This is a genomic window from Anaerococcus sp. NML200537 (genome assembly GCF_026131715.1).
Classification (GTDB): Bacteria; Bacillota; Clostridia; order Tissierellales; family Peptoniphilaceae; genus Anaerococcus; species Anaerococcus kampingae.
In genome coordinates this window covers 12,578-36,580 of record NZ_JAMXSL010000024.1, presented here as the reverse complement: position 1 = coordinate 36,580, position 24,003 = coordinate 12,578, and the positions used below count along the sequence as shown (strand labels likewise).

Below are 24,003 nucleotides of genomic sequence, written 5' to 3'. Positions count from 1 at the left end.
GCTTTTATTTTATAATTTATAGTGGTTTTTTAAAATAGATAGATTTTCTTTTATCTCATCCGTTAGGTCATCGTAGGTTAAAAGCTCTTCGATATCTTCCTTAGCCTTGGATAAATTTCCCAAGACAAGGTTGATTTGGATCTTATTATAGGTCATCCTTGGGTCTTGCGAATATTTTTCAAGTCCCTGATTTATGATCTTTATCGCTTCCATTTCTTCTTTATTTAAATATAGGCTTATGGCATAATCATTGTAAAGTTCCCTAAAATCTGCATTTAATTCTAGAGAATTTTCAAAGGCCATTATTGAGTTTTCATATAAGCCCATATTTTGATAGGCTACGCCTAGATAATAGTAGGCATCTGCTCTTTTTACCTTGTTTAAAAGCTTGGATAAAGTATCAACAGCCTTACTATAATCTGACTTACCTATAAAGTATAGACTTTCTTCTATTTCTGCATTGTCATCTACTGCTTCTATCTTATTTCTTATTTCTTCCTTGGCTAATTCATCCTCAGTTTTCCTAAGGGCATTCTTATAGTATGACCTTGCCTTGATATATTCTCCAAGATTTGCGTAGATATTGCCTAGCTCATAAAAGCCTATGGCAAAGTCTTCGTCCCTTCCAATGGCTTCTTGTAAAATCTTTAGAGACTCTCTTACAAAATCATCCTTATATTCACTCTCTTCTTCGTAGGCCTTTGGCCACAAGAGTTTGGCATATAGATAGGCTGCAAAATTATTTTCTCTTTCTAATAGGTAAAATCCTCTTGCAAGAAGGAGAGCCTTATTATGATTTGCTTCCTTTATAATCTTATCTGTGGCATAAGCTGCTAAATCTTTTATATAATTATTTAAAGCCTTGATGTAGGCATCTTTATAGACAAAATCAAAATCTATGGCAAGATTTATAATCATTGCTTCAAAGACTAGATCAAGATTTATATTATTAGCAAAGTCCCCGCTTTTAATTCCCTCTTTCATATCTTCTATATAGATTGGAAGGGATAAACCTGCTAAGTCTTCGTGTTTAGCGACTTCTTTTAACTCTATATAGGCTAAATTGTCGTGAAATTTATAAAAATATGCATCTAACTTAGTCATCAAAACCTCTCATGAATTTCCTTTGTCGATATGGATGTTCGTTTAAATACTTAAACAAATGGCCCCTAAATAGCATAAAGAAGCTGTGAACTAGGGAAATAATTAGGCAGGCAAAGATTTTGTTTGTGCTCATAGCTTGACCAATACCTAAATATATTGACAATATAAATTCCAATCCTATGAATAGCAAGCTAAATAGGCCGTAGTTTGGGATATTGTTTTTAACAAAAACAATAGATTCACGAATTGCATCTATGCCATACCTATTATTTAGATAAATCTCCTCATAAAGAGCTGATGTTAGGATTTGAATTATAATCCTGACTATAATATTTACCCTCACAGGGAAATTCACTAATAAAAGGCTTGCTACAACATCTAAGATATACATCCAAAACATGGTCTCTATAAGAGGCATGAAGTAATTACCCATGGAGTTTTCTAGAGACTTTTTGCCTGTATTGCCGTATTTTACAACAGATATCAAGCTTTGTAGGATAAAGGATGTAATGATTACCCCTATGAAATAGTGGATTATTCCGCCGATTGTACTTCCAACAGGCCCAAAGCCAAATTCATTATTGTCAAAAATTGTTGATACCATTACAAATATTAAGACAAAATATGATTTGCCAAGCTTTTTGATGGTTTCCCTAAAGGCTATTTTTGTGGTGTGGAAGAAGTCTTTAATTCTTTCCATCTTACATCTTCTCCACAGTCTTGATACCTAAGATTGCTAGACCTGATTTAATTACTATTGATGTAGCGTAGGTTAGAGCTAGTCTTTCTTCTTTTAATTTTTCATCATCGACCATTATCTTAGATGAATTGTAGAACTTGTTAAAGCTACTTGCTATGTCTGTTAGGTGTCTGGTGATTAGGGATGGTTCGTATTTTTCCTTAGCTTTTATCACAACATCTTCAAATCCAGCAAGTTTTTTAGCAAGGCTAAATTCATCATCGCTGGTGATTTTTTCTATATCAAGCTTTCCTACTTCACTTAGGCCTGCCTTTCTAAGGACAGATTTGGCCCTAGCATAGGTGTATTGGACATAAGGTCCTGTTTCGCCATCAAAGTTTAAGACCTCATCCCAATCAAAGACATAGTCCTTTATCCTGTTATTATATAGCTCTTGGAATTTAACAGCTCCGATTCCGACTACCCTTGCAGTTTCTTCTACATCATCTACTGTATCTTCCCTATCTTTTATGATTTCTTTGGTCTTATCTATTGCCTTATTTAAAACATCTTCTAAGAATACCACCTGGCCCTTTCTGGTTGAAAGAGTTTGGTCTTTTAGGCTTACCATACCAAATGGGATGTGCTTGCAGTCTTTGGCAAAATCATAGCCCATTAGTTCTAAAATCTTGAATAATTGTTGGAAGTGTAGATTTTGCTGGGTAGCTACTACATATAAGTTCTCGTCAAAGTTATACTCTTTTTTCCTATTTATGGCTGTGGCTATATCACGAGTAACATAGGCAGATGAGCCATTTGACTTGATTATTATTGATGGTGGGAGGTCAAATTGAGATAGGTCTATAATTTGTGCCCCATCTGATTCTACCAGGAGATTTTTCTCCTTTAATTCCTCAATTACATCTGGGATAAATTCTGAATGGTAGGACTCACCGTTGTAATTATCAAAGTCAATGTCTAGAAGCTTATAAACCCTATCAAATTCTTTGAAGGAAATTTCCTTAAACCATGACCAAAGTCTGGTCGCTTCCTCGTCGCCTTCTTCAAGTTTTTTAAATTCCTTGCGGGCTACATTCATCATCTCTTCATTTTCGCTTGCTTCTGTATTATAGCGAACATATAGGTTTAAAAGCTCTTGGATTGGGTGGGCATTTAATTTATCATCATCACCCCAAAGCTTGTAGGCTGCAATCATGGTTCCAAATTGGGTACCATAGTCGCCAATATAGTTTGTAGCAATTGTATTATAGCCTAAAAATTCGTGGATATTTCTAAGAGCATCGCCTATTACAGTTGATCTGATGTGGCCAATGTGGAAGGGTTTAGCTATATTTACTGAAGAAAAATCTATAACTACAGTCTTGCCTTTACCCATGTCAGATTTACCGAAGTCCTCCTTTTTATCTAGGATTGTATTTACGACTTCGTTTTGGAATTTTTCCCTATTTAGGAAAAAATTTATATAGGGTCCTATGTTTTTTATCTCAGAAAATTCTTCTATTTCAAGCGAATCTACTAGTTCACCTGCTATTTGGGCTGGATTTTTCCTTAAGGTCTTTGCTAGTTGGAAGCACGGAAAGGAATAATCTCCCATATTTTCTTGGGGTGGAATTTCGATAAGGTTCTTGATCTCTTCAGAGCTTAAACCAATATCTCCTCCCTCTAATTTTTTTGCAATAATTTCTTTAAAATCTTTCATTTATCCTCCTAGGAAAACTTGACTATGGTTACTCCATAACCGCCTTCTTTGTCATCTCCGAACCTGTAAGAAGCAACTCTCTTGTCAGTTTTTAAAATCTCGCTCACTCCCTTAATAAGGGCACCTGTTCCCTTGCCGTGTATTATCTTAGCTTGGGATAGGCCTGCAAGCATAGCATCGTCAAGGTACTTATCTACATTTCTCATGGCCTCGTCATATCTTTGACCCCTTAGGTCAAGGGTAGCTGATATGTGCATGGCTTTTTTAACACTATACACTTTTTCGATGTTTTTCTCAGTTTGCTTATCCTTCTTGATTTTTCTAACGTTTTTTATGTTAGAGTCCATCTTTAGGATTCCCATCTGAAGCTTGATATTTCCCTTGCTATCTGGCGCCTCGATTACCTGGGCTTCTTGGCCAAGACCTTCGACTATTACCATATCACCCACCTTAAGCTCATCTGGTATATCCTTAGATTTCTTAAGTCTTAGGCCCTCTTCCTCATTTGCTATATAAGAATCCTTGTATTTATTTCTAATCTTATTTAGGGACCTGTCTATATCGGATGTGTTGGCATTTTTACTTCTTTTGGCTTCTTTTAGCATGGCCTGGCTTTCTTTATTGGCCTTATCCAAAATTTTGTTGGCCGCATCTTCAGCCTTTTTGATGATTTCTTCTTTTTGCTTATCAATCTCTTTGGACTTATTTCTAAGCTTATCTTTTATAGATTGGATTTCTCTCCTATAATTTTCTATCTGCCTATTTTTAGCCTCTATCTCTGCCTTGTCATCTTCGATTTCTTCTAGGATTTTATTTATGTTTTGAGTATCTTCCCCAATTAAAGATTTGGCCTTAGTTAGGATTTTTTCTGAAAGACCAAGGCGTTTTGAAATCTCAAAGGCATTTGATTTTCCAGGTGTACCTATCTCTAGTTTGTAGGTTGGAGATAGGGTTTCTACATCAAATTCTACAGAAGCATTCATTACCCTATCATTTTCCATGGCATAGTATTTAAGCTCGCTGTAGTGGGTTGTAGCAAAGGTCATGACCTCGTTTTCTGTTAGGCTGGAAAGGATTGAAATGGCAAGGGCAGCCCCTTCTATAGGATCTGTTCCTGAACCAATCTCATCTAATAAAACCAAGGAATTAGAAGTTAACTTGTTTAAGATATCTACAATGTTGGTAAGGGATGCTGAAAATGTTGATAGACTCATCTCTATTGACTGTTTATCTCCTATATCTAGGAAAATATCGTCAAAGACATTTAGCATAGACCCTTCCTCTGCAGGTATAAATAGTCCAGTTTGAGCCATAAGGCTTATAAGGCCTACGGTTTTTAAACTTACTGTTTTTCCACCTGTGTTTGGTCCTGTTATTATAAGAGTTGTGTAGTCCCCTCCAATTGCCACATCTATTGGAACAACACGCCCTGGAAGAAGTGGATGACGAGCCTGTTTGATATTAATAATCTTCTGGTCATTTAATCTTGGTATAGAATAATCATTTTCTAGACCAAACTTGGCCTTGGCTTGAAGAAAGTCAATCCTTCCTATGAGCTTTTGATTTTCTAGGATTTCTTGATCAAATTTTTCTGTAAATCTTGATAGCCTATCAAGGATTCTCCTAATTTCAGCCTCTTCCTTAAGCTCTAGATCCTTGTATTGGTTGTTAAGCTCGACAATGGCAGCAGGCTCTATGAAAAGAGTGTTGCCTGAAGCTGACTTATCGTGGACGATGCCATTTATTACAGCTCTCTTATTAGTCTTAATCGGAACTACATACCTACCATCCCTTACAGATACCACCTTATCTTGAAGGGCATCTTCATATCGAGGAGATGTCACATAGGAATTGAGTTTATTCTTGATTTCAGATTCTTTCCTAGCCTTGGACCTTCTGATATTTAATAGTTCTCTTGAAGAATTGTCTGCAATTTCTTCTTCATTAATAATAGACCTATCTATCTCATCCTTTAGAAATTCATTAGTTGATATCCTATCAAAGATATCTAAAAGATAGGTATCTTCGATGTTTTTTCCATAATCTTTGAGGTATTCGCTGACTCTTAAAAGACTTAATACCTTAAGCAAATCAGCCGGCTCAAGGATACCATTTCGTCTTACATAGCCAACAATTTCTGTAAAATCATAAAGGCCAAAAATATCTATATTTCCATTTCTTGAAATAATCTTGGCCATGACGGCAGTTTTTTCTAGTTCATCTTTCAAATAGTCTATATCTGTGGATGGATTTAAATTTAATATTTTATCTTTTGTAATAGAAGAACGAGCCATTTTTGCAAGTCTTTCTAAAATTTTTGGGTATTCTAATACTTCTAAACTTTTTTTCTGCACTAAATAACTCCTCTTTCGTAATTTAACTTATCTGTCTTAATTTTATTCTGGTAGGCTAAGAGGTCCTCATCTGAAAAAACTGACACAAGCCTTGATAAGTTAGGATCTAATAAAGATTCATCAAAGCTAGCTAGCCTGTAAGGATAGATTTTTGTAAGGCCATCACGCCTTATAGTTAGCATCCTATCATTATTAGCAGATTTCATCTCTCCTTTACTAAACTTACAGCTTTCACAGCCTCTTAGGCCGCATTTTTTGATTGTAGAAAATGGACAATGGACCATGTTCATCAGCTCAATCCTACCAAAGACCAAGGCCTCAATGTCATAGGCTTTAGCATTTTTATTTATGATATCTAACTGATTTTCTACAGATGATTCGATTTTTTCTGCAAAGCCTGAGTAAAAATCAAAGGAATATGAATTAAGGACATTTAAATATCTGCCTATCCTTATCTTAATATCTTCTTTCTTAAATCTTTCTATAAAGTCAAAATCCCTATAAGAATTAAAAATAACACCTCTTATAGAATTTTCCTTTATATAGGAAATAAGATCATCTATCTCATAATCCCAGTGGGAATCCAAGTCTAAATAAAGGGAAAAATCTTTATATTTTGGGTCGTAGTCTTTGATATAAAGATTATCAAAACCCTCTATAAGGTCTGGATCTATGTCATTTGTCATTAATTCTAAGTTTTTTTCAGGATTTATATTTGAAAACTTTTTAAGAGATGGCTTTTTAATCTCAATCTTTTCTCTCTTATAGGCTCCACCAATCTTATGACTTAGGGCCCTTATAGCATCTCTTCTAAGCTTATTGATGGTCTTTTTCCTGATGAATATATTGTCGTCTATTTCAACATTTATGGTATTTGCCTTAAAGATTTCATCCTTAAACCTATCTAGATTTTCTCTTATTGAAGATTCATCTATAGCTATTTTTTGGCTAGGCTCGATAAACTCTTCTGAAAAGACCTCTACCTGGTAATCTTTATAGACTAATTTTAGACTAGCTTTTTCATTTAAGCTTGCCTTAAAATATAGGTCAAGGCCCAGATTTTTATATCTTTCAAGGCCCTTTGCCAAGTCATCCTTGATGGACTCAGCATTTAACATGAGGATATCTGATCCTACTTTGGCATCCCTATACTTATCAAGGATGAATCTTCCGCCCTTTTTTATCTCTTCTGTGATTGTAAGAGGAAGCTTCTTTCCTCTTTCAGTTTGTACTTCTAGATTATCGCCCTTATGAAGGTCAGATTTTGCTAGGAAGGATTTTTTATTTTGGTAAATCTCAACCCTTCCCACAGACCTGTGTTTATTATCAGCTTCTCTTAAGATATAATCAGATTTTTGCCCAAAGATAAAGCCCTTGGTATAGCCCCTATTGGAAATATCCCTTAGCTTTTCTCTATTATAGGATGCTTTTTCAATTTTTTCCTTATAGGCCCTCACACTTGTGTAGACATATTCAGGCGACTTCATCCTGCCTTCAATTTTTAGGCAGTCTATGGATAAGTCCAAAAGTTCGTCAATATTATCAAGGACATTTAAGTCTTTCATATTTAGAAAATAATCATTTGCCAAGACCTTACCATCAGATATTAGATCATATTTTAACCTACATGGTCCTGCACACCTGCCCCTGTTGGCTGATCTCTCTCCAAAATATGAGCTCATCAGACATTCGCCAGAGTAAGATACACAAAGGGACCCATGGACAAAAACTTCCTTTTCACAAGGAAGTTTGGCTATTTTTCTAATTTCTTCTATAGGAGTCTCACGGGCTATAACAATTCTCTTAAAACCCATATCCATGAGGGCCTTGGCCCCGTGATAGTCTCTGACAGCCATCTGAGTTGAGGCGTGTAGGTCAAGTCCTGGGACTTGGTCTTTGATGATAGAATAAAAACCAATATCTTGGATCAAAAGCCCGTCTACCCCATATTCATATAATTTTTGGGCATAGTAAAGAGCCTTATCCATCTCAGAATCCTTGATAAGGGTATTCATGGTTACAAAGACCTTTTTATCAAATAAATGTATATAATCAATTATTTCTTCTATATTATCCAGGTTAAAGTTTTCGGCATAGGCTCTTGCCCCAAAGTCATCAAGGGCCAGATAGAAACTATCTGCCCCTGCTGCAAGGCCTGCATAAAGCATATCTATATTACCAACTGGTGCTAAGATTTCTGCTTTTTTCATCAAAGTTTTCCCTTCAATAGTTCATTTTCCTTTGTCAAGTCCATGACTTGTTTCTGCAAAGTCTTCATCTTATCCCTAAGCTTTTTAGAATCTGTCTCTTCCTTGCTAAGCTCTAGGATTTTCTTATCCTTATCTTGCAAAAGTGCTTTAAGTTCTGTATTTTCTGCAGCTGCCTGGTCATACTTTTCCTTATAAGATCCATATTCATTCTTAAAGTTGTCATGGTCTTCTTTTAAGGCTGGGTATTCATTTATGGCTTCCTTGTTTTCTTCGTAGAATTTTTTGAAAGATTCTTTATCTTTCATATATTCATCCGCAATGTTTAGGCAGGCTAGTACCAGCTGCCTATCAAAAGTGAGCTTATTAGACTTGACGTCCTGAATTTTTTTGTCCACATAAGCTGCTATATTTTCAATATTTTCTTTTGATTCTTTAGTAACAAGCGGATATTTTACTCCATCGATTTTAACTTCAAGTCTTATTTCGCTCACACTTATCTCCTATGCTCTTAATACTATATCTTTGTCAGCAAGATCTTTTAAGATATTTTCTTCTACATCTTTGATATCTTTTTCTTGTAGGGTTCTTTCATTTGATCTGTACCAAACCCTGTAAGATACTGATTTTTTATCATCATCCACACCCTTGCCTGTGTAGATATCAAATAGTTCGATTTTTGCAATTAGGCCCTTGCCGTAATCATTCATTGTATCTTCAATTAGCTTGCTTTCAAGGTTTTTATCTGTTACAAATGAATAGTCTCTTTCAATGGCTGGGAATTTTGCAATTGGCTTGTATTTTTTATTGACAACTCTAGAGTCTTTTATGAGGTCTAGATTTATCTCTAAAACAATAGCGCCCTTGCTTATATTATACTCATCTCTTACTTCATAAGAAATCTCACCCATGATACCTATTTTTTTGCCATCAAATAATATATCCGCGCACCTACCTTGGTGGAAGGCGTAGGTATCTTCATTAGCCACATATTCAAATCCAGTAAAGCCTGTATTTCTCATTGCTTCTGTGAAGAAATCTTTCATATCATAGAAAGAATAATCGCCATAAAGACCCATGGTTAGGGTTAGGTTTTCTTTTGGAAGTTTATCATTTGTTTTCTCAAAAGTCCTATCTAGTTCGAAAAATCTCATGTCTTTTTGGCCGTACTTGATATTTTTAGCTATTACATCAAGCATATTGGCAATTTGAGTTGTCCTCATTACAGAGAAATCTTCACCAAGTGGATTTATAAGGCTGATATAGTCTCTAAGCTTTGAATCCTTTTCGATGCCTAGTCTGTCGTATTCTCTTGGCGAGATGAAAGAATAGGTTGCAAGTTCTGAGAATTTTTGGCCAACAAGTTTGTGTTTTAAATCATCCCTTAGAAGTCTTAAAGGAGATCTCTCGCCCTTTTTAAGAGAAGAAACTAGTGACTTAGATTCAATCTTGCCCATGCCGTAAAGTCTTACAACTTCTTCGATTAGGTCAGCTTCTATTGTTATATCATTTCTAAAGTATGGAGCTTTGGCCTCAAGAGTATCTTCGTCAATATCTTTAACTTCAAATTCCAAAAGCTCTAAGTTTCTAATTGCTTCTTCCTTAGTAAAGTTAACCCCTGTTAGCATATTAAGTCTTGATATTCTAAGCTTAACGACAGGATTACCTGTTTCTTTCTTGCCTTCATCATAAGAAGATCCTACAATTTCTCCGATTCCTAAATCTTCTATGAGTTTCATAACTCTTTTAGAAGCTATATCTGCCATTTCAATGGCAACACCTTTTTCAAATCTTGAACTTGCTTCACTTCTTAGGTTAAGTTTCTTAGAAGTATCCCTAATATTGTCTGCATCAAAGCTTGCTGCTTCTAGAATGATATTGGTGGTTTCATCTGTTATTTCAGAATCAAAACCTCCCATTATACCTGCTATGCCAATTGCTTCTTTGCCATCAGCTATGACTAACATTGAAGGGTCAAGTTTTCTTTCTGTATCGTCAAGAGTCTTGATTATTTCGCCTTCTTTTGCATCTCTAACTATAATTTTCTTATCAGCTAGCTTATCAAGGTCATAGGCATGGAGTGGTTGACCTGTTTCAAGCATGACGAAGTTTGTTATGTCTACTATATTATTTATAGGTCTAACTCCAGCAAGCATTAGGCAATTTTGTAGCCATTGAGGAGATTTTCCTATCTTTACATTTTTTACAACCCTGGCTGTATATCTTAGGCAAGAATCACTTTCTATGCTAATTCCATTTGCATAAGCTTTGACATCCTCGCCGTTGTCTTTATATTCTAAGCTTGGATAGGTGATTTTTTCACCAAAGCTTGCCGCTGTTTCTCTTGCCATACCCATGATTGATAGACAGTCAGATCTGTTTGGTGTGATTTCATATTCTATTACAGGAGTATTTGAATATAAAACTTCTGCTGCTGGTGTTCCTGGTTTAAATTCGCCAGCTAAAACAATTACACCTTCTCTTAATTCCTTAGGAATTACAGAATCATCATAGCCAAGCTCAGAGTAGGCTGTAAGCATACCTTGGGATACAATTCCAAAAAAGTCGTGATCTTCGATAAGAACTCCATTGTCCATCTTTGTGCCAGATGTGATTACTGGAAGGTAGTCACCTACTTTTGTATTTTTTGCATTGGTTATAATTGTGATTGGTTCGTTTTTCCCAACATCTAATGTCAAAACCCTAAGTCTATCAGCATCTGGGTGGTCTTTTTGTTCTAGAACATGTCCTACCACAATGCCTTCAAGGTCAGATGTGTGGATTGTAACTTCTTCTACGTGAGAACCAGTTTCAGAAAGCCTGTCTGTGACCCTCTTTAAATCTTTATCTATATCTATATATTCTTTTTGCCAAATTAAAGGTACTAACATGCTTCCTCCTAAAACTGTTCTATAAATCTCTTGTCATTATCGTAAAGTAGTCTGATGTCATCTAGGCCGTATTTAACCATAGCAAGCCTATCTACTCCTAGACCAAAGGCGAAACCTGTGTATTTTTCGCTATCAATCCCACAAGCCTCTAGGACATTTGGGTGAACCATGCCGCCACCTAATAATTCCATTGACCAACCAGTATTACCACAAGCTGGACATCCCTTACCCATACAAGCTGGACAAGTTACATCTACCTCTAGTGATGGTTCTGTGAATGGGAAGTGGTGAGGTCTATATCTTAGCTTCATCTCATCGCCAAACATTTCATGAATGAAGGTCTCAAGAGTTGCCTTTAAGTTTGCCATTGAGACATTTTCATCTACAACTAGGCACTCTAATTGGTGGAACATTGGTGAGTGGGTTGCATCAACTTCATCATTTCTGAAAACTCTGCCTGCTGATACCATCTTGATTGGTAATTTTCCTTCATTCATGACCCTAATTTGCATACTAGAAGTATGAGGGCGAAGTAAAACTTCATCATCTATATAAAAGGTATCAGATGTAGATCTTGCTGGGTGGTTTTTAGGGCTGTTTAAGTCATCAAATACAAATTTGACTGTATCAACTTCTGGTCCCCCTACCACATCAAAGCCCATGTTTTGAAAGATTGTTTCAAGCTCTTCCATGGTTTGGTTTATAACTGCTAGATGTCCTGACTCATATTTATCAAAATGAGCTGTTACATCTATTTTTTCTTCTTTGATTTTTTCTTTTAATAGTTCATTTTTAATCTTTTCATTAGCCTCTGCCAAAAGATTTTCTATTTCCTTGCTGGCTTGGTTAATTAATTTACCAGCTTGAGGTTTTTCCTCATTTGGTAATTTTGCTATAGATTTTTTAAGATCTGTTATTGTTCCCTTTTTACCAAGGTATTTTACCCTTAGACTTTCAAGAGTTTCTAGATTATCTGCATTTTCTACTTCGACCTTAGCATTTTCTAGAACTTGTTTTAAATTTGCTTCCATTTTTCCTCCAAATAAAAAAATCCGCCCTGCAAAGGACAGATATATACTGCGGTACCACCTTAATTGATTTTTGTAAAAAAATCCACTCTTAACTTTAACGATAAGTCTACGTCGCAACTACTATTATTTCATCTTGATGTTCATCGGTGAATACCCTAATCGTGACTTAAAAGGCTCTCAACATCCCTTTTTTGCTGTATAAGAATAATTAAAGTCTTTCCGAATCATTACATTAGTCTATTCATTATTATACTAGCAGCAATGGCTGCATTCAAAGATTCTATAGCTCCCTCCATTGGGATTTTTACAAAAGTGTCTGTTAGACTTCTTACTTCCTTCCCTAAGCCATTTGCTTCATTGCCTATGGCAAGGATTATCTTAGAATCACTTTTATATTCTCTTATATCAAGGCCTGCCATATCTGCCGCCAAGAATTTATAACAAGTCTTAAAGCTTTCTATTTCATCATAAGTAAGCTTTACTATATTTAGTCTAAAGACTGATCCCATGGATGCCCTGAGGGCTTTTTCATTGTAAATATCAACACAATCAGGACTTAGGATTATATCATTAAAGCCAAAGGCTTCTGCACTTCTTATCATGGTGCCGATATTTCCTGGGTCGTTGATAGAGTCTAAAAGTAGAACCTTTTTGCTTTTTATCTTTTTTGGCGCAGGCTTTCTTACGACAGCCCCTATGCCATCAGAAGATTTAAGCATGGTTAATTTATTAAAAAGTGCCTTATCAAATACAAGACTTTCAAAATCTGTTTCATATGATACATCACTTCTTAAAAAAATAAAATCTATATTAGCAGATGAGTTTATTGCCTCATCTACTAATTTCCTAGATTCTATTATAAATAAATTTTCTTTTTCTCGATATTTTTTATTCTTAAGCTTGTTTATGAGCTTGTAGTTTTGATTTGATACCGACTTTATTATCATTAAGCTTCTTTGTTAGCTAACTCTACTAATTTTGTAAATTCTTCTGGAGCATTTACTGCCATTTCAGCAAGCATTTTTCTGTTGATGTCGATGTTCGCTTTTTTAAGATTGCCCATAAGTTTTGAATAGCTTGTGCCATTGATTCTAGCTGCTGCGTTGATTCTTGCAATCCATAGTTTTCTGAAATCTCTTTTTCTGTGTTTTCTACCAATGTATGCATATGATAGAGATTTCATTACAGCTTGGTTAGCTGTCTTGAATAGAAGGCTTTTTGAACCGTAATAACCCTTTGCTTGTTTTAATACTTTTTTATGTCTTTTCTTTGCATTTACTGCTCTTTTAACTCTTGCCATCTATATCCTCCTATGCACCGATTAATCTTTTGACATTCTTAGCTTCTGAAGCTGAAACTATTGTACCTTTTCTTAGTCTTCTTTTTCTATTTGGTGATTTTTTTGCTGTTAAGTGGCCTTTGTAAGCCTTTCTTCTCATAACTTTGCCAGAGCCTGTTACTTTAAATCTTTTAGCAGCTGCTCTTTTTGTTTTCATCTTATTTGCCATTATTTTCTCCTTTTTCATCATTTGGTTCTAGAAACATAACAAGTGATCTGCCTTCCATTTTAGGCTTTTTGTCAATCTTGCCGCAACCATCTAGCATACCATTGAACTTCTCCATTAAGTCATAGCCAGGTTCTTTCCTGCCTAATTCCCTACCACGGAATCTAATAGAAACTTTTACTTTATCCCCGTTGTTTAAGAATTTTTTTGTCTGATTTGCCTTAGTTTGCAAGTCGTTATCCTCGATATTTAAAGAGAATCTTGTCTCTTTAAGCTGAGCATTTTTTTGTTTTTTTCTATTCTCTTTATCTTTTTTCTCTTGATCATATTTAAACTTACCATAGTCCATTATCCTTGTTACAGGTGGTTTTGCATTTGGACTCATTAGTACTAGGTCAAGTCTCTTTTCATCTGCCATATCCTGAGCATCTCTAAGAGAAACTATTCCTATTTGGTTTCCTTGATCATCGATTAGTCTTACTTGACTAGCTCTAATTTCATCATTGATTCTTAAATCTTTTATAGTTATACCTCCAATGTATTGTATAAAAAAAGCGGGCACAAGTACCCGCATAAATTCTAATAATAAATCTATTAACCTACAAACAAAGTCGGTAGGTGAGTTTGGGTACTTCTTTCTTGTTTACGTATATGATAATACTACTTATTTCTTATCTTGTCAAATTTATTTTATTCTTATATAGAATAAGGCAAAGGCCTTTTCTCCTGAGTAGACTCTTAATACTGAACCGAAAGTATTATGATGGAAAGCCTTAGCCTTTTTAATTAAATCACTTGCCTTATCTTCAATCTTTTCAAAAAGACTCTTATCTCCACCAAAACCAAGACCCAGATAATATTCTTTGGCTCCTTCTAGGTCAACCTTTACTTTTTTTATGGCTTGGTCAATTGCCTTATCTTCCTTTACCTTTAGTTTAACTAGGTCTACCTTTCCCTCACTTGCTACCTTTAGCATGGGTTTGATGTTTAAAAATTTGACTGCTTTTCCAAGTGGGGCTGATATCCTTCCGCCCTTCACTAGATTTTCTAAGCTATCTACCCAAACATAGGCTGCTTTTTCATCTCTTACTTGATCTAGCCTAGTACAGATTTCTTCAAAGGATAGTCCTTCATTTATTAGATCATCTGTATAGTTTACAAGGAGGGATTCCATTAGGGAAGCATTCCTTGAATCCATAAGATACATATCTTCATCAAGTTCGTTTTTAAAAACATTGAAAGTTGCTGATAAGGCTGATGAAAGTGATATTATTATTATCTTTTGGTAGCCCTTAGACCTTATTTCTTCAATAATCTCTCTACAATCTCCTGGAGATGGAGCACTTGATTTAGCAAGCTTATCAGGATTATTCTTGTTGTGTTCAACTACTTCATCACTTGTTATCTCAATCTCATCTTTTAAGTAATTGCCATTTATATTTACATAAAGAGGCAAGATAAAGATATTGTCTTTGTTCTTATATTTATCTATTAAATCAGATGTAGAATCTGTTAGTATTGCAATTTTTTCCACTTTTGCCCCTTATTTAGTCATTTATATTTTTCATCTCAGCTTTGATTAGGCCAAGTGACTTATAGATATTTTCCATATCTTCTTTGCTTAACTTTTCTTCAAGCCTGTCCATTACTTCACTTATACTTGAGAATGCTATTTTCTTGTACGTTTTAAACCTATCAGTTAGCCTTAGGATAAATTCTCTTCCATCTTCTTTTGATTGAACCTTTTCTACATATCCCTTTGATACCAGAGTATTTATTTTGTAAGAGATATTTGGTTGGGAAATGCCTAAAATTTTTACCAACTCATTTACAGTTGGTTTTTCGAGTGAATCGATAATATTGACTACCATCGACTCTGTATAGCTAAGTGTGGCTTCTCTTTTTTCAAAACCCGAATAGATTTTGGTATAGAAATTAATATTTGCCATTGTGATTATGTCTTCTAGAATGGTTTTTTTCATCTGGAGCCTCTTTTGTATTTTTAATAATTTAGAATATATCTTTAATAACTATTATCTTATAAAATTCGACAAAAGGCAAATATTCCATCCATTATCCCAAACTATTCTTGCTAATCTATAGATATTTCAAGTTTTATCTAGTTTTAACAACTAGATGGAATAAAATAATTCGCCCTAACTTAGGTAAATCATAAGCAAGTTTTAAACATGCATATATGAAATCTCTAATTGTAGGACGATTTTTTATTCTTTTCTAATCAAGGACGAAAAAACCAAAACCAAATAGGCCTGGTCCTGTATTTGCACCAAGAGTAGGAGAAATTTGTTCTTCTATATATAGGCTTGCCCTTCCTATATAATCTTTAAGCAAGTCTCTAAGCTTTACTAGACCTTCTTCATAACCTCCATGACAAATAAACATGTAATAATCTTTGGCATTTGCAAGGTACTGGTCTGCAATTTTTTCTAATTGTCTTAAGACCTTTTTTTCTCCTCTGACAATTTTTACTATTTCAAATCCGCCTTCTGGTTGGCTTGTTTTTACTATTGGCTTTACTGATAAGGCATCGCCAATTTTTGCAAATGATTTTGGAACCCTGCCGCCTTCTACTATATATTTAAAGGAATCTATGGTGAAAAATACCTTAGAATCATAAATTTTTTCTGATAGTATATCTTTTATTTCCGCAAATGTTTTGCCATCTTCTATTAATTTTTTGGCATAAACAGCAAACAGCCCTTCTGCTAAAGTTAGGTTGCCAGTGTTTAGGGCAAAGACATCAAGGCCTTCTATTTCCGCAAGATTTAGAGCATTAAAGGTACCTGAATACTTACTTCCTATGCTTATAGCTATAAGTTTATCATAACCATCATCTCTTATTTTCTCCAAAAGCTCCTGAATATCTCCAGGTGATGGCATGGATGTTTTAGGTAAGCTTTCCTTTGATCTTACCCAATCATAAAATTCATCCGGACTTATATCTAGCCTGTCCCTCAAAAACTTACCATCTAAATTTACATATAAGGGCAAAAGATAAAACCCTTCTTTTTCTATTAATTCTAAAGGCAAATCTCCTGCTGAGTCTACCAATATTGCAATTTTTTCCATTATTTCTCCTCGCTCTCATCTATGCTTATTTTTGTATAAAGTTTTGTAAATAAGGAGCTTGCAAGGTAATACCAAACCTTGTCACGGTGTTCTTTGAAATTTACCTTTATATTTAAGTTATTATTTGTATTTAGAAAATCTTTTTTAGCACAGGTAAATATGCCTACAAAGTCTTTATAGGACTCCTTAAAGGCGAAATTATCAATTTCTATCTCAATTCCATTTACTATATCCTCAATGCTGATTACCTGCTTAAAAATTGTTATAACTATGAGCTGTGCAATAGTCGATCTCATGTATTTTTTATTGTCAGGTTTTTCTATATAGTCTAATTTAACATAATTATTTATCATAGATGATGTAATTATGTTTCTATCTATTACATATAAAGGGCTTAGAACTTCTTTCAGATAATCAAGAAGCTCTCCTTTGTATAATCCTTGGCTTGGGATATCATCCCAATTAGGAAGCTCTATACTTGCTAGTCTTCTTATTTTTTCCATCTCACTGTTCCTTATTATACTTCACCAAGCATTTAGAACTAAATCAGTCAACTTCTATTTCGATTTCTTCGTTTAGCTTTCTTATCTGTCTTATATCTAACTCATTATTATTATATTTTTCTTTAAACTCTTTGCTTATAGCTTCTCTCCCACCAATCTTAGTGGGGAAAAATATCTGGCTTTCAGATACTTTAACTAAGGTGTCCAAATAAGCAAAAGATTTTTCATCCAAAGGATATATCGGCAAGAAAATTATATCAATTTTTTCTTCTTCTAAAATATCTAATAAGTCAAGATAAGAAGATTCATCTATCTCAGCTAAATTAATATTCCCCCCATAAAAGATAACAAAAGAGTCTATTCTTATTAAATAAGCAAGGCTAGACTTATCTATACTAAAGCATCTGATCCTAATGTTTTTATCTGCCAGCTTGAAATTTAAAAAATCATGATCTTTTACCAGTTTGACATCTTCCTTATTATATAAATCTTTAAGGTCTTTCATGCCAAGCTCATCCTTATTTAAGTAGATTATATTATCCTGATATTTAAGGTCCCTTACAGATTCGCTAAGGACATAGTTTATAGATTTAAGCTTGGCTAGGTTGAAAATCTCTGTTGTATAAGAATTTTCATCATTCTTCGTCACAAAAAACAAGCTATGTTTTGTTTCTGGTATATCTAAGATACCCCTTGCATAATCAAATACAAGGAATAAATCTCCATATTCCAAGCTATAGCAGGAATCATATATATAATTTGCATAAACTTTTTCGCTCATCTTAACTCCTTCATATAGAAATTTATACCCATTTTTTATATATTTAAAGTATAATTCTTCTGAGGTGATTATTATCAAAAAAGAAATTAAAACAAATGCAATGAGATTTTTAGATAAGAAAAAAATACCATATGAACATATAGACTATGAATTAGACCACGAATTTGTTTCTGCAACTGATTTAGCAGCAGAAAATGGAACTGACATAGCTACAGTCTTTAAGACCCTAGCTTGCGAATCTAAAAATGGTGATATATACATCCTTGTCTTAAATGGGGCAGATGAAATAGACTTTAAGAAGGCTGCTAAGGAAATTGGGGTCAAGTCCCTTTCTATGCTTCATCTTAAGGATTTAAAAAATACTGTGGGCTATGAAAGAGGAGCCACTACTCCCCTTGCTCTTAAGAAAAATTTCCCAGTCTTTATTGACAAGAAGGCCAAAGATCTTGAATTTATAAAAGTATCTGCAGGCAAGGTTGGTCACAGCCTTAAGCTAAAGCCAGATGATTTAATAAAGGCAAGCTCTGGTAAGTATGCCGATTTAATCCAATGCTCTTAGAAAAATTTACAGGAAAAAGAATTGAAAGATTTGAATTTGGCTCTGATTATTCCCTTAATCCCATAGGTATAAGCGTAAATAAAAGCCAAAAGTCATCTGCCTTTAGGATTTCTTTTTCAAATGATGAAAATAATGAAAAATTAAGGCTCCTTGTCATTCTTTCTCCAATTTTCATCGCTTCTTTTGATAATGGGGCTTATGAACTTGAGTATCTAAAGGATTCTATAGCAAATTCTTCCTATGAATTTGGTATTTATCCACATTTTTTTAAAAATTTCCAAAAGTCCCAATATTTTAAAGATGATAGGTCGAAAGATGATATTTACTTATCTGAGGGTGGCCTTATTTATTTTTCCTTTAATGACCTTGATGAAAAATATCTACCAAGTCTTGCCTGCCTAATTGATTCGATTATTATAAATGATGATAATAGGAAGGAGCTTTTGGATTATTTTAAAGAAATGAGGGATGATATCGTCATAAATGGCAGAAGGTCAATCCTTGCTAATGGTATCCAGGCCTTTTACCTAAGCAAATATGTGGTGGTTTGGATGCTTGATCTCATAACATTTATTAAAGAAAAAAATCCAGGAGCCTTTAAATATCTCTTGCCCATTTATGGGCTAGCAAGTAATTTAAAGACCCCAAGAAATCTTAAATAGAATCTATCAAGTCCTCATAAGACTTGAAGGATAAATATTTTGGTGCTACATCTAAGACGGTGATAGCACCTTTTTTGCCTTCTTTTTTTAGGGCATAAGCTGCCCTGGCGTAGGCTATATCGCAAGCTGCCGTAAAGTCTGGGTTGTTTTTTAAATCTAGGCTAAATTCTATTACAGACCTAGTAGATCCTGAAGCCATTCCATTTCTAAATACATAACCACCATGGACCATTTCTTTGTGGTCTTTATTTAATTCTTCTTGGCTTATAAAGTGGACTATAGTTTCATATCCTACAAAATAATCTGGCATGGTCTTTATGGCCTCTTCGATTTTGACCTTATCAGCATTTTCTTCAGCAACTACAAAAACCTCTCTAAGATGGGCCTTATGAGGGTCAAATTCGATTTCTTCCCCTGCCCTAACTCTTTCTAGGACTTCATCCCTCGGTATGGTGTATTGGGTGGCATCTATCACCCCATCAATTGCCCTACAAGCAGCTGAATGGCCCTGACTTACTCCCTTGCCCCAAAATGTATAAGTTGCACCTTGTGGGAGGATTGCCTGGCCTATTAGCCTTTGGAGGGAAAATAGTCCTGGATCCCAACCTGTAGAAATTAAGGCAAGCTTATTAGCCTTCTTGCCTATTTCATCCATCATATGATAATATTCTTTAATCTTTGCGTGATTGTCAAAAGAATCTAGGGTATTGAAATTTTCTAAAAGCTTCGGACCTTGGGCCATGATGTCCTTATCTGATGACCCGCAAAGGATTAAAAGATCAACATCTTCCTTATAAGCTAAAATATTATCTAAAGACTCATAAGATTCGTGGTCTAATTTCCTCCTTGAAAATATCTTCACAAGATCCATGTCAAGGCTTTCTTTTATTGCCTTTTCTACTGATTTTCCTAAATTCCCGTAACCAACTATTCCTATTCTAATCATCCATACCTCTTATTACATCTTTAAAATCATATCTTCCTGGCTTCTTGCCCACTATAAAACTTGCTGCCTTGAGAGCTCCTATAGCAAATATTTTTTTAGACCCTGCCTGGTGTTTTATTTCTAAGACCTCATCGACTCCAGCAAATATTAACCTATGCTCTCCTACTATTGATCCAGCCCTGACTGATGAAATGCCTACATCAGTAGCTTTTCTTTCATCATCATGGGTCATAGCTCTCATGACCTTGTTAAGCTTATTATCTCTTGCAGAATTTACCGCATCGAAAATCATATTAGCTGTGCCTGATGGGTTGTCTTTTTTCTTGTTGTGGTGGCTTTCTACTATCTCTATGTCAAAATCACTTAGGCCCTTGGCTAAAAGCCTTGCTGCCTCAAGCATAATATTTATGCCAAGGGAATAATTTCCCTCTTGCATGAAGGCTATCTTATCTGATAGCTTATTGATTTTTGCCAAGTCATCGTCTGTATAGCCTGTTGTAGCAAAAATTACTGGAATTTCCCTAGAACTTGCATAAGAAATAATATCATCTAGGAGAGCCCTATTTGAAAAATCTATTATGACATCCGCCTTTGCTTCTACTTTTAAAAAATAATCATAGATTGGAAAGTCGCTGCCCCCATCACAATCCTTATCTATTCCGGCAATAATCTTATAATTATCATTTTCCCTTACCACTTCTGCTAAGGTCCTTCCCATGGCTCCTCTTGCACCAACTAATAAAATCTTTAACATAGGCCAAGCTCCCTTAATTTTTCTTTTAAAATTGCTTCTGTGGTTTTATTTGCAGGTGTTAAAGGTAGTCTAAGAGTATTTTGGCAAAGGCCCACCATTGCTGCTGCAGCCTTAACTGGAACTGGATTTACTTCTATAAATAAATCTTTTATTAGATCTATGTATTTTAGATGAAGCTTAGTTGCATGGTCAGTTTGTCCAGCCTTAAAAAGTTCATAAATATCGTGGTTTTCTTTTGGCAAGATATTGGCAAGTACTGATATAGACCCATCTATGCCAAGGGCAAGCATTGGAAGGGTTACATCATCATTTCCTGAATAGACCGCAAAGTCTTTTGGCTTATGGGCTAAAAGCTTCGCTGTATATGCTAAATCTCCTGTAGCATCCTTAATACCTACTATGTTTTCAATTTGAGCAAGCCTTAATGTAGTATCAAGGTCGATATTTACATTGGTTCTTGATGGAACATTGTATAAAATAATTGGCTTAGATGAATTCTTTGCTATATAGGCAAAGTGCTCGTAAAGACCTTCTTTTGTGGCCTTGTTATAGTAAGGAGTCACTACTAGCAAGCCATCCACTCCTTCTATTTCGCTGACCTTTTTGCTAAAGGCTGCCGCAGAGTAGGTGTCATTTGAACCTGTGCCCGCAATTATCGGCATCCTTCCATCAATTTTTTCTACCGTATATTTAATTAGTCTTATCTTCTCATCTTCTGTCATAGTTGTGGCTTCACCAGTGGTTCCGCACACAACTAGGGCATCGGTAGAATTTTCTAGATGAAATTCTAAGATTTTGTCATAGGCCTTATAATCCACATCTAAATTTTCATCAAATGGCGTTATTACTGCTACAGCAGAGCCTTTAAAGATCATCACATATCCTCCACTAAAAGTTCAGCTATCTCTATTGCATTTAGGGCAGCTCCCTTTCTAATATTATCGGCAACTGTCCATAGGTTTAGAGATCTTTCACAAGAATAATCTTCTCTAATCCTACCTACAAAGACTTCGTCCTTGCCTGAAACAAAGGCTGGCATTGGGTAGATTTCTTCTTTGATATCATCTTCTAAAACTACTCCTGGTGTAGCTTTGATTGTCTGTCTAATCTCATCAAGAGTGAAGTCTTTTTTAAGTTTAAGGTTAATTGATACACCGTGAGAATTGCTTACAGGTACCCTAATGGCTGTAGCTGTGATTTTTAAATCCTGATCATCTAGGATTTTCCTTGTTTCATCAATCATTTTCATCTCTTCTTTAGTGTAGCCATTATCTAAAAACACATCGATTTGAGGAAGAACATTGTCATAAATCTTGTATTTCCAGTGGTCATTTTTCTTTTCATAGAGGTCTTCAAGGGCTCTTTCCCCACCACCGGATACTGCTTGGTAGGTGTTATAGATTATTCTTTCAATACCAAAATCTTTGTGAATTTTTGAAATAGCAAGGACTGATTGGATTGTAGAACAATTTGGGTTTGCTATTAGCATATCATCTTGCTTGATATCATCAGGATTTACCTCAGGAATTACTAATGGAACATTTTTGTCCATCCTAAAATATGAAGAGTTATCTACGACCTTTATCTTATTTTTTATGGCAAGTGGTATGTATTTTTCAGAAACTGATCCACCTGCTGCAAATAGAGCTATATCGATTCCCCTGCCATCAAATGAGTCTTCTTTGAGCTCTTCAATTATTACTTCCCTACCTGCGTATTCAATTTTTGTTCCTGCTGATTTTTTGGAAGCGAAGGCAAAGAGTTTTTCTACAGGGAAATTTCTCTCTTCAAGGATTTCCCTTATCTTTCTACCAACTAAGCCACTTGCACCAACTACCGCTACATTTACTTTTCTCATTATTTTCTCCTTAATCTTCAATATATTCTAAATCATTTATTAACAAATCTTCTAAAGCTTCTCTTTTTACAGCAAGACTAGTCTTGCCATCTTCCACAAATACCACAGCAGGCTTTAGCTGCTTGTTGTAGGATGAAGACATGGCAAGAGAGTAGGCTCCAGTATTTTCTATAGCAAGGGTATCTCCCTTTTGTGGGTTATTTAGCCTTGCTTCATCTATCAAGATATCACCTGACTCACAAAGCTTACCTGCCACCCTATAAGTCTTTAAAGCTTCCCCCTTGACCCTATTCGCAAGGAGAGCGTCGTATTTAGCCCCATAAAGACTAGGTCTGATATTATCACTCATGCCCCCATCGACAAAAACAAGAGGCAAGCCTTCTAGTGTATGTTTTACAGATCCTACCCTATAAAGAGTTGTACCTGCTTGATTTACCATAGACCTACCTGGCTCGATTCCAACAGTTTCAATGCTTAAGTCATAATCCTTAATGGATTTTTCTATGTATCCTATAAATTCTTTGAGGAAGGCTTTCAAATCATAAGAAGGATCCGATGTATTTTGCCTAACACCAAAGCCTCCACCGAAATTTATGGCCTTAAATTTATAGGCTAAAGCCTCTTCCATTTCCTTAGTAAATCTAAGTAAGATATCAGCTTCTTCCTTGAAAAATCCAAGCTCATTGACCTGGCTACCTATATGAGCGTGAAAACCAAGAAGCTTGATGGCCTTTGAATTTACCATCTCTTTTATTATATCCTTTAATTTTTCATCTCTTATATTTATTCCAAATTTTGAATCAGCATTTGATGTTTGGATATATTTATGAGTTGATGTCTTCACATCAGGATTAATCCTAAGTAGGCAGTCAATTTTTTTATCAGAATTTAAAAGCAAATCTTCTATTAATTTAAATTCGTCGTAATTATCTATTATTATCAGGCCAATATTATTGTCTATAGCATAGGCAAGTTCTTCTTTTGTTTTGTTATTACCATGAAAATGAATTTTTTCAGGCTTAAAACCTGCTTTCAAGGCTAGAAATATTTCCCCCATTGAAACAGCATCTACAAAAGTTCCTTTTTTGGCTAGTAGGCCAAGGATATAGAGATTGGAAAGTGCCTTTGATGCATAAATCACCTCAGTTCTTAGGGTATCTGACTTAAAATTTTCTAAAAAGCAAGCTGCCGTATCCTTTATTAATTTTTGATCATATACATAAAGGGGCGTTCCATATTCCTCTACTAATTTTAAAGTCGAAACCCCACCAATATGGAGAATATTGTCTATATATTCATAGTTTTTTTCTAACATTTTCCCTCCTAAATCATGACTTAATACTTGGCCCAAAAAGAAAA

The 24,003-nt window shown here is 34.9% G+C and carries 24 protein-coding genes; 2 read left to right on the top strand and 22 right to left on the bottom strand.

The window, feature by feature from the left end; genetic code table 11:
* Positions 1-9 precede the first annotated feature (9 nt).
* The 17 genes from NH288_RS07670 to NH288_RS07590 all read right to left on the bottom strand — a co-directional run bounded on the left by NH288_RS07670 (position 10) and on the right by NH288_RS07590 (position 17,865).
* A complete protein-coding gene (locus tag NH288_RS07670; RefSeq protein WP_265214386.1) occupies positions 10-1,104 on the bottom strand; it encodes a tetratricopeptide repeat protein in 1,095 nt (364 codons plus the stop codon).
* The gene (locus tag NH288_RS07665; protein ID WP_265214384.1) at positions 1,097-1,804 is read right to left on the bottom strand and encodes a hypothetical protein; all 708 of its coding nucleotides are present in this window, start codon (positions 1,802-1,804) and stop codon (positions 1,097-1,099) included. Before NH288_RS07665 ends, NH288_RS07670 begins: the two co-directional genes overlap by 8 nt.
* 1 nt (position 1,805) lies before the next feature.
* Positions 1,806-3,503, bottom strand: coding sequence for an arginine--tRNA ligase (gene argS, locus NH288_RS07660; protein WP_265214382.1), 1,698 nt, complete (start codon positions 3,501-3,503; stop codon positions 1,806-1,808).
* An 8-nt stretch (positions 3,504-3,511) separates the two neighbouring features.
* Positions 3,512-5,857 (bottom strand): endonuclease MutS2, encoded by a 2,346-nt coding sequence (locus NH288_RS07655; protein WP_265214380.1) that lies wholly within the window; start codon positions 5,855-5,857, stop codon positions 3,512-3,514.
* Entirely contained in the window at positions 5,857-8,067 is a 2,211-nt protein-coding gene (locus NH288_RS07650; RefSeq protein WP_265214379.1) for a peptidase U32 family protein, read from the bottom strand. Before NH288_RS07650 ends, NH288_RS07655 begins: the two co-directional genes overlap by 1 nt.
* Complete coding sequence (locus NH288_RS07645; protein WP_265214378.1) at positions 8,067-8,558, bottom strand: cell division protein ZapA; 492 nt, start codon at positions 8,556-8,558, stop codon at positions 8,067-8,069. Before NH288_RS07645 ends, NH288_RS07650 begins: the two co-directional genes overlap by 1 nt.
* A 9-nt stretch (positions 8,559-8,567) precedes the next feature.
* Positions 8,568-10,955, bottom strand: coding sequence for a phenylalanine--tRNA ligase subunit beta (gene pheT / locus NH288_RS07640; protein ID WP_265214377.1), 2,388 nt, complete (start codon positions 10,953-10,955; stop codon positions 8,568-8,570).
* Between the two features lie 8 nt (positions 10,956-10,963).
* Positions 10,964-11,986 carry a phenylalanine--tRNA ligase subunit alpha gene (pheS, locus tag NH288_RS07635; RefSeq protein ID WP_265214376.1) on the bottom strand — a complete coding sequence of 341 codons (1,023 nt, stop codon included), beginning with the start codon at positions 11,984-11,986 and terminating at the stop codon, positions 10,964-10,966.
* Positions 11,987-12,213: 227 nt separating this feature from the next.
* Complete coding sequence (locus NH288_RS07630; protein ID WP_265214374.1) at positions 12,214-12,933, bottom strand: TrmH family RNA methyltransferase; 720 nt, start codon at positions 12,931-12,933, stop codon at positions 12,214-12,216.
* Positions 12,933-13,286, bottom strand: coding sequence for a 50S ribosomal protein L20 (gene rplT / locus NH288_RS07625; protein ID WP_265214372.1), 354 nt, complete (start codon positions 13,284-13,286; stop codon positions 12,933-12,935). The genes NH288_RS07630 and rplT overlap by 1 nt, the downstream gene beginning before the upstream one ends.
* 10 nt (positions 13,287-13,296) lie before the next feature.
* Positions 13,297-13,494, bottom strand: coding sequence for a 50S ribosomal protein L35 (rpmI, locus tag NH288_RS07620; protein WP_265214371.1), 198 nt, complete (start codon positions 13,492-13,494; stop codon positions 13,297-13,299).
* Positions 13,484-14,053: a translation initiation factor IF-3 gene (gene infC, locus NH288_RS07615; protein WP_106460768.1), complete on the bottom strand. Its 570-nt coding sequence runs from the start codon at positions 14,051-14,053 to the stop codon at positions 13,484-13,486. The genes rpmI and infC overlap by 11 nt, the downstream gene beginning before the upstream one ends.
* A gap of 123 nt (positions 14,054-14,176) precedes the next feature.
* Positions 14,177-15,025, bottom strand: a complete 849-nt coding sequence (locus NH288_RS07610) for a DegV family protein (RefSeq protein ID WP_265214369.1) — start codon at positions 15,023-15,025, stop codon at positions 14,177-14,179.
* 13 nt (positions 15,026-15,038) lie between these two features.
* Positions 15,039-15,473: a MarR family winged helix-turn-helix transcriptional regulator gene (locus tag NH288_RS07605; protein ID WP_106460770.1), complete on the bottom strand. Its 435-nt coding sequence runs from the start codon at positions 15,471-15,473 to the stop codon at positions 15,039-15,041.
* A gap of 253 nt (positions 15,474-15,726) precedes the next feature.
* Entirely contained in the window at positions 15,727-16,581 is an 855-nt protein-coding gene (locus tag NH288_RS07600) for a DegV family protein (RefSeq protein ID WP_265214366.1), read from the bottom strand.
* Positions 16,581-17,084 (bottom strand): DUF1836 domain-containing protein, encoded by a 504-nt coding sequence (locus NH288_RS07595; protein WP_265214364.1) that lies wholly within the window; start codon positions 17,082-17,084, stop codon positions 16,581-16,583. The genes NH288_RS07600 and NH288_RS07595 overlap by 1 nt, the downstream gene beginning before the upstream one ends.
* A 43-nt stretch (positions 17,085-17,127) precedes the next feature.
* On the bottom strand, positions 17,128-17,865 hold the full coding sequence (locus NH288_RS07590; protein WP_265214362.1) for a hypothetical protein: 738 nt from the start codon (positions 17,863-17,865) through the stop codon (positions 17,128-17,130).
* A gap of 100 nt (positions 17,866-17,965) precedes the next feature.
* Here NH288_RS07590 and NH288_RS07585 point away from each other — a divergent pair, with 100 nt between their 5' ends.
* On the top strand, positions 17,966-18,424 hold the full coding sequence (locus NH288_RS07585; protein WP_265214360.1) for an aminoacyl-tRNA deacylase: 459 nt from the start codon (positions 17,966-17,968) through the stop codon (positions 18,422-18,424).
* Positions 18,415-19,086 carry a hypothetical protein gene (locus NH288_RS07580; RefSeq protein WP_265214358.1) on the top strand — a complete coding sequence of 224 codons (672 nt, stop codon included), beginning with the start codon at positions 18,415-18,417 and terminating at the stop codon, positions 19,084-19,086. The genes NH288_RS07585 and NH288_RS07580 overlap by 10 nt, the downstream gene beginning before the upstream one ends.
* Here NH288_RS07580 and NH288_RS07575 read toward each other — a convergent pair.
* The 5 genes from NH288_RS07575 to lysA are packed head-to-tail and all read right to left on the bottom strand — an operon-like array spanning position 19,079 to position 23,959.
* Positions 19,079-20,032, bottom strand: coding sequence for a diaminopimelate dehydrogenase (locus NH288_RS07575; protein WP_265214356.1), 954 nt, complete (start codon positions 20,030-20,032; stop codon positions 19,079-19,081). The two genes, NH288_RS07580 and NH288_RS07575, sit on opposite strands and share 8 nt — an antisense overlap.
* Complete coding sequence (dapB, locus tag NH288_RS07570) at positions 20,025-20,786, bottom strand: 4-hydroxy-tetrahydrodipicolinate reductase (RefSeq protein WP_265214354.1); 762 nt, start codon at positions 20,784-20,786, stop codon at positions 20,025-20,027. Before dapB ends, NH288_RS07575 begins: the two co-directional genes overlap by 8 nt.
* Positions 20,780-21,661, bottom strand: coding sequence for a 4-hydroxy-tetrahydrodipicolinate synthase (gene dapA, locus NH288_RS07565; RefSeq protein ID WP_265214390.1), 882 nt, complete (start codon positions 21,659-21,661; stop codon positions 20,780-20,782). Before dapA ends, dapB begins: the two co-directional genes overlap by 7 nt.
* Positions 21,661-22,644, bottom strand: coding sequence for an aspartate-semialdehyde dehydrogenase (locus NH288_RS07560; RefSeq protein WP_265214352.1), 984 nt, complete (start codon positions 22,642-22,644; stop codon positions 21,661-21,663). The genes dapA and NH288_RS07560 overlap by 1 nt, the downstream gene beginning before the upstream one ends.
* A gap of 10 nt (positions 22,645-22,654) precedes the next feature.
* Positions 22,655-23,959, bottom strand: coding sequence for a diaminopimelate decarboxylase (gene lysA, locus NH288_RS07555; RefSeq protein ID WP_265214350.1), 1,305 nt, complete (start codon positions 23,957-23,959; stop codon positions 22,655-22,657).
* Positions 23,960-24,003 lie beyond the last annotated feature (44 nt).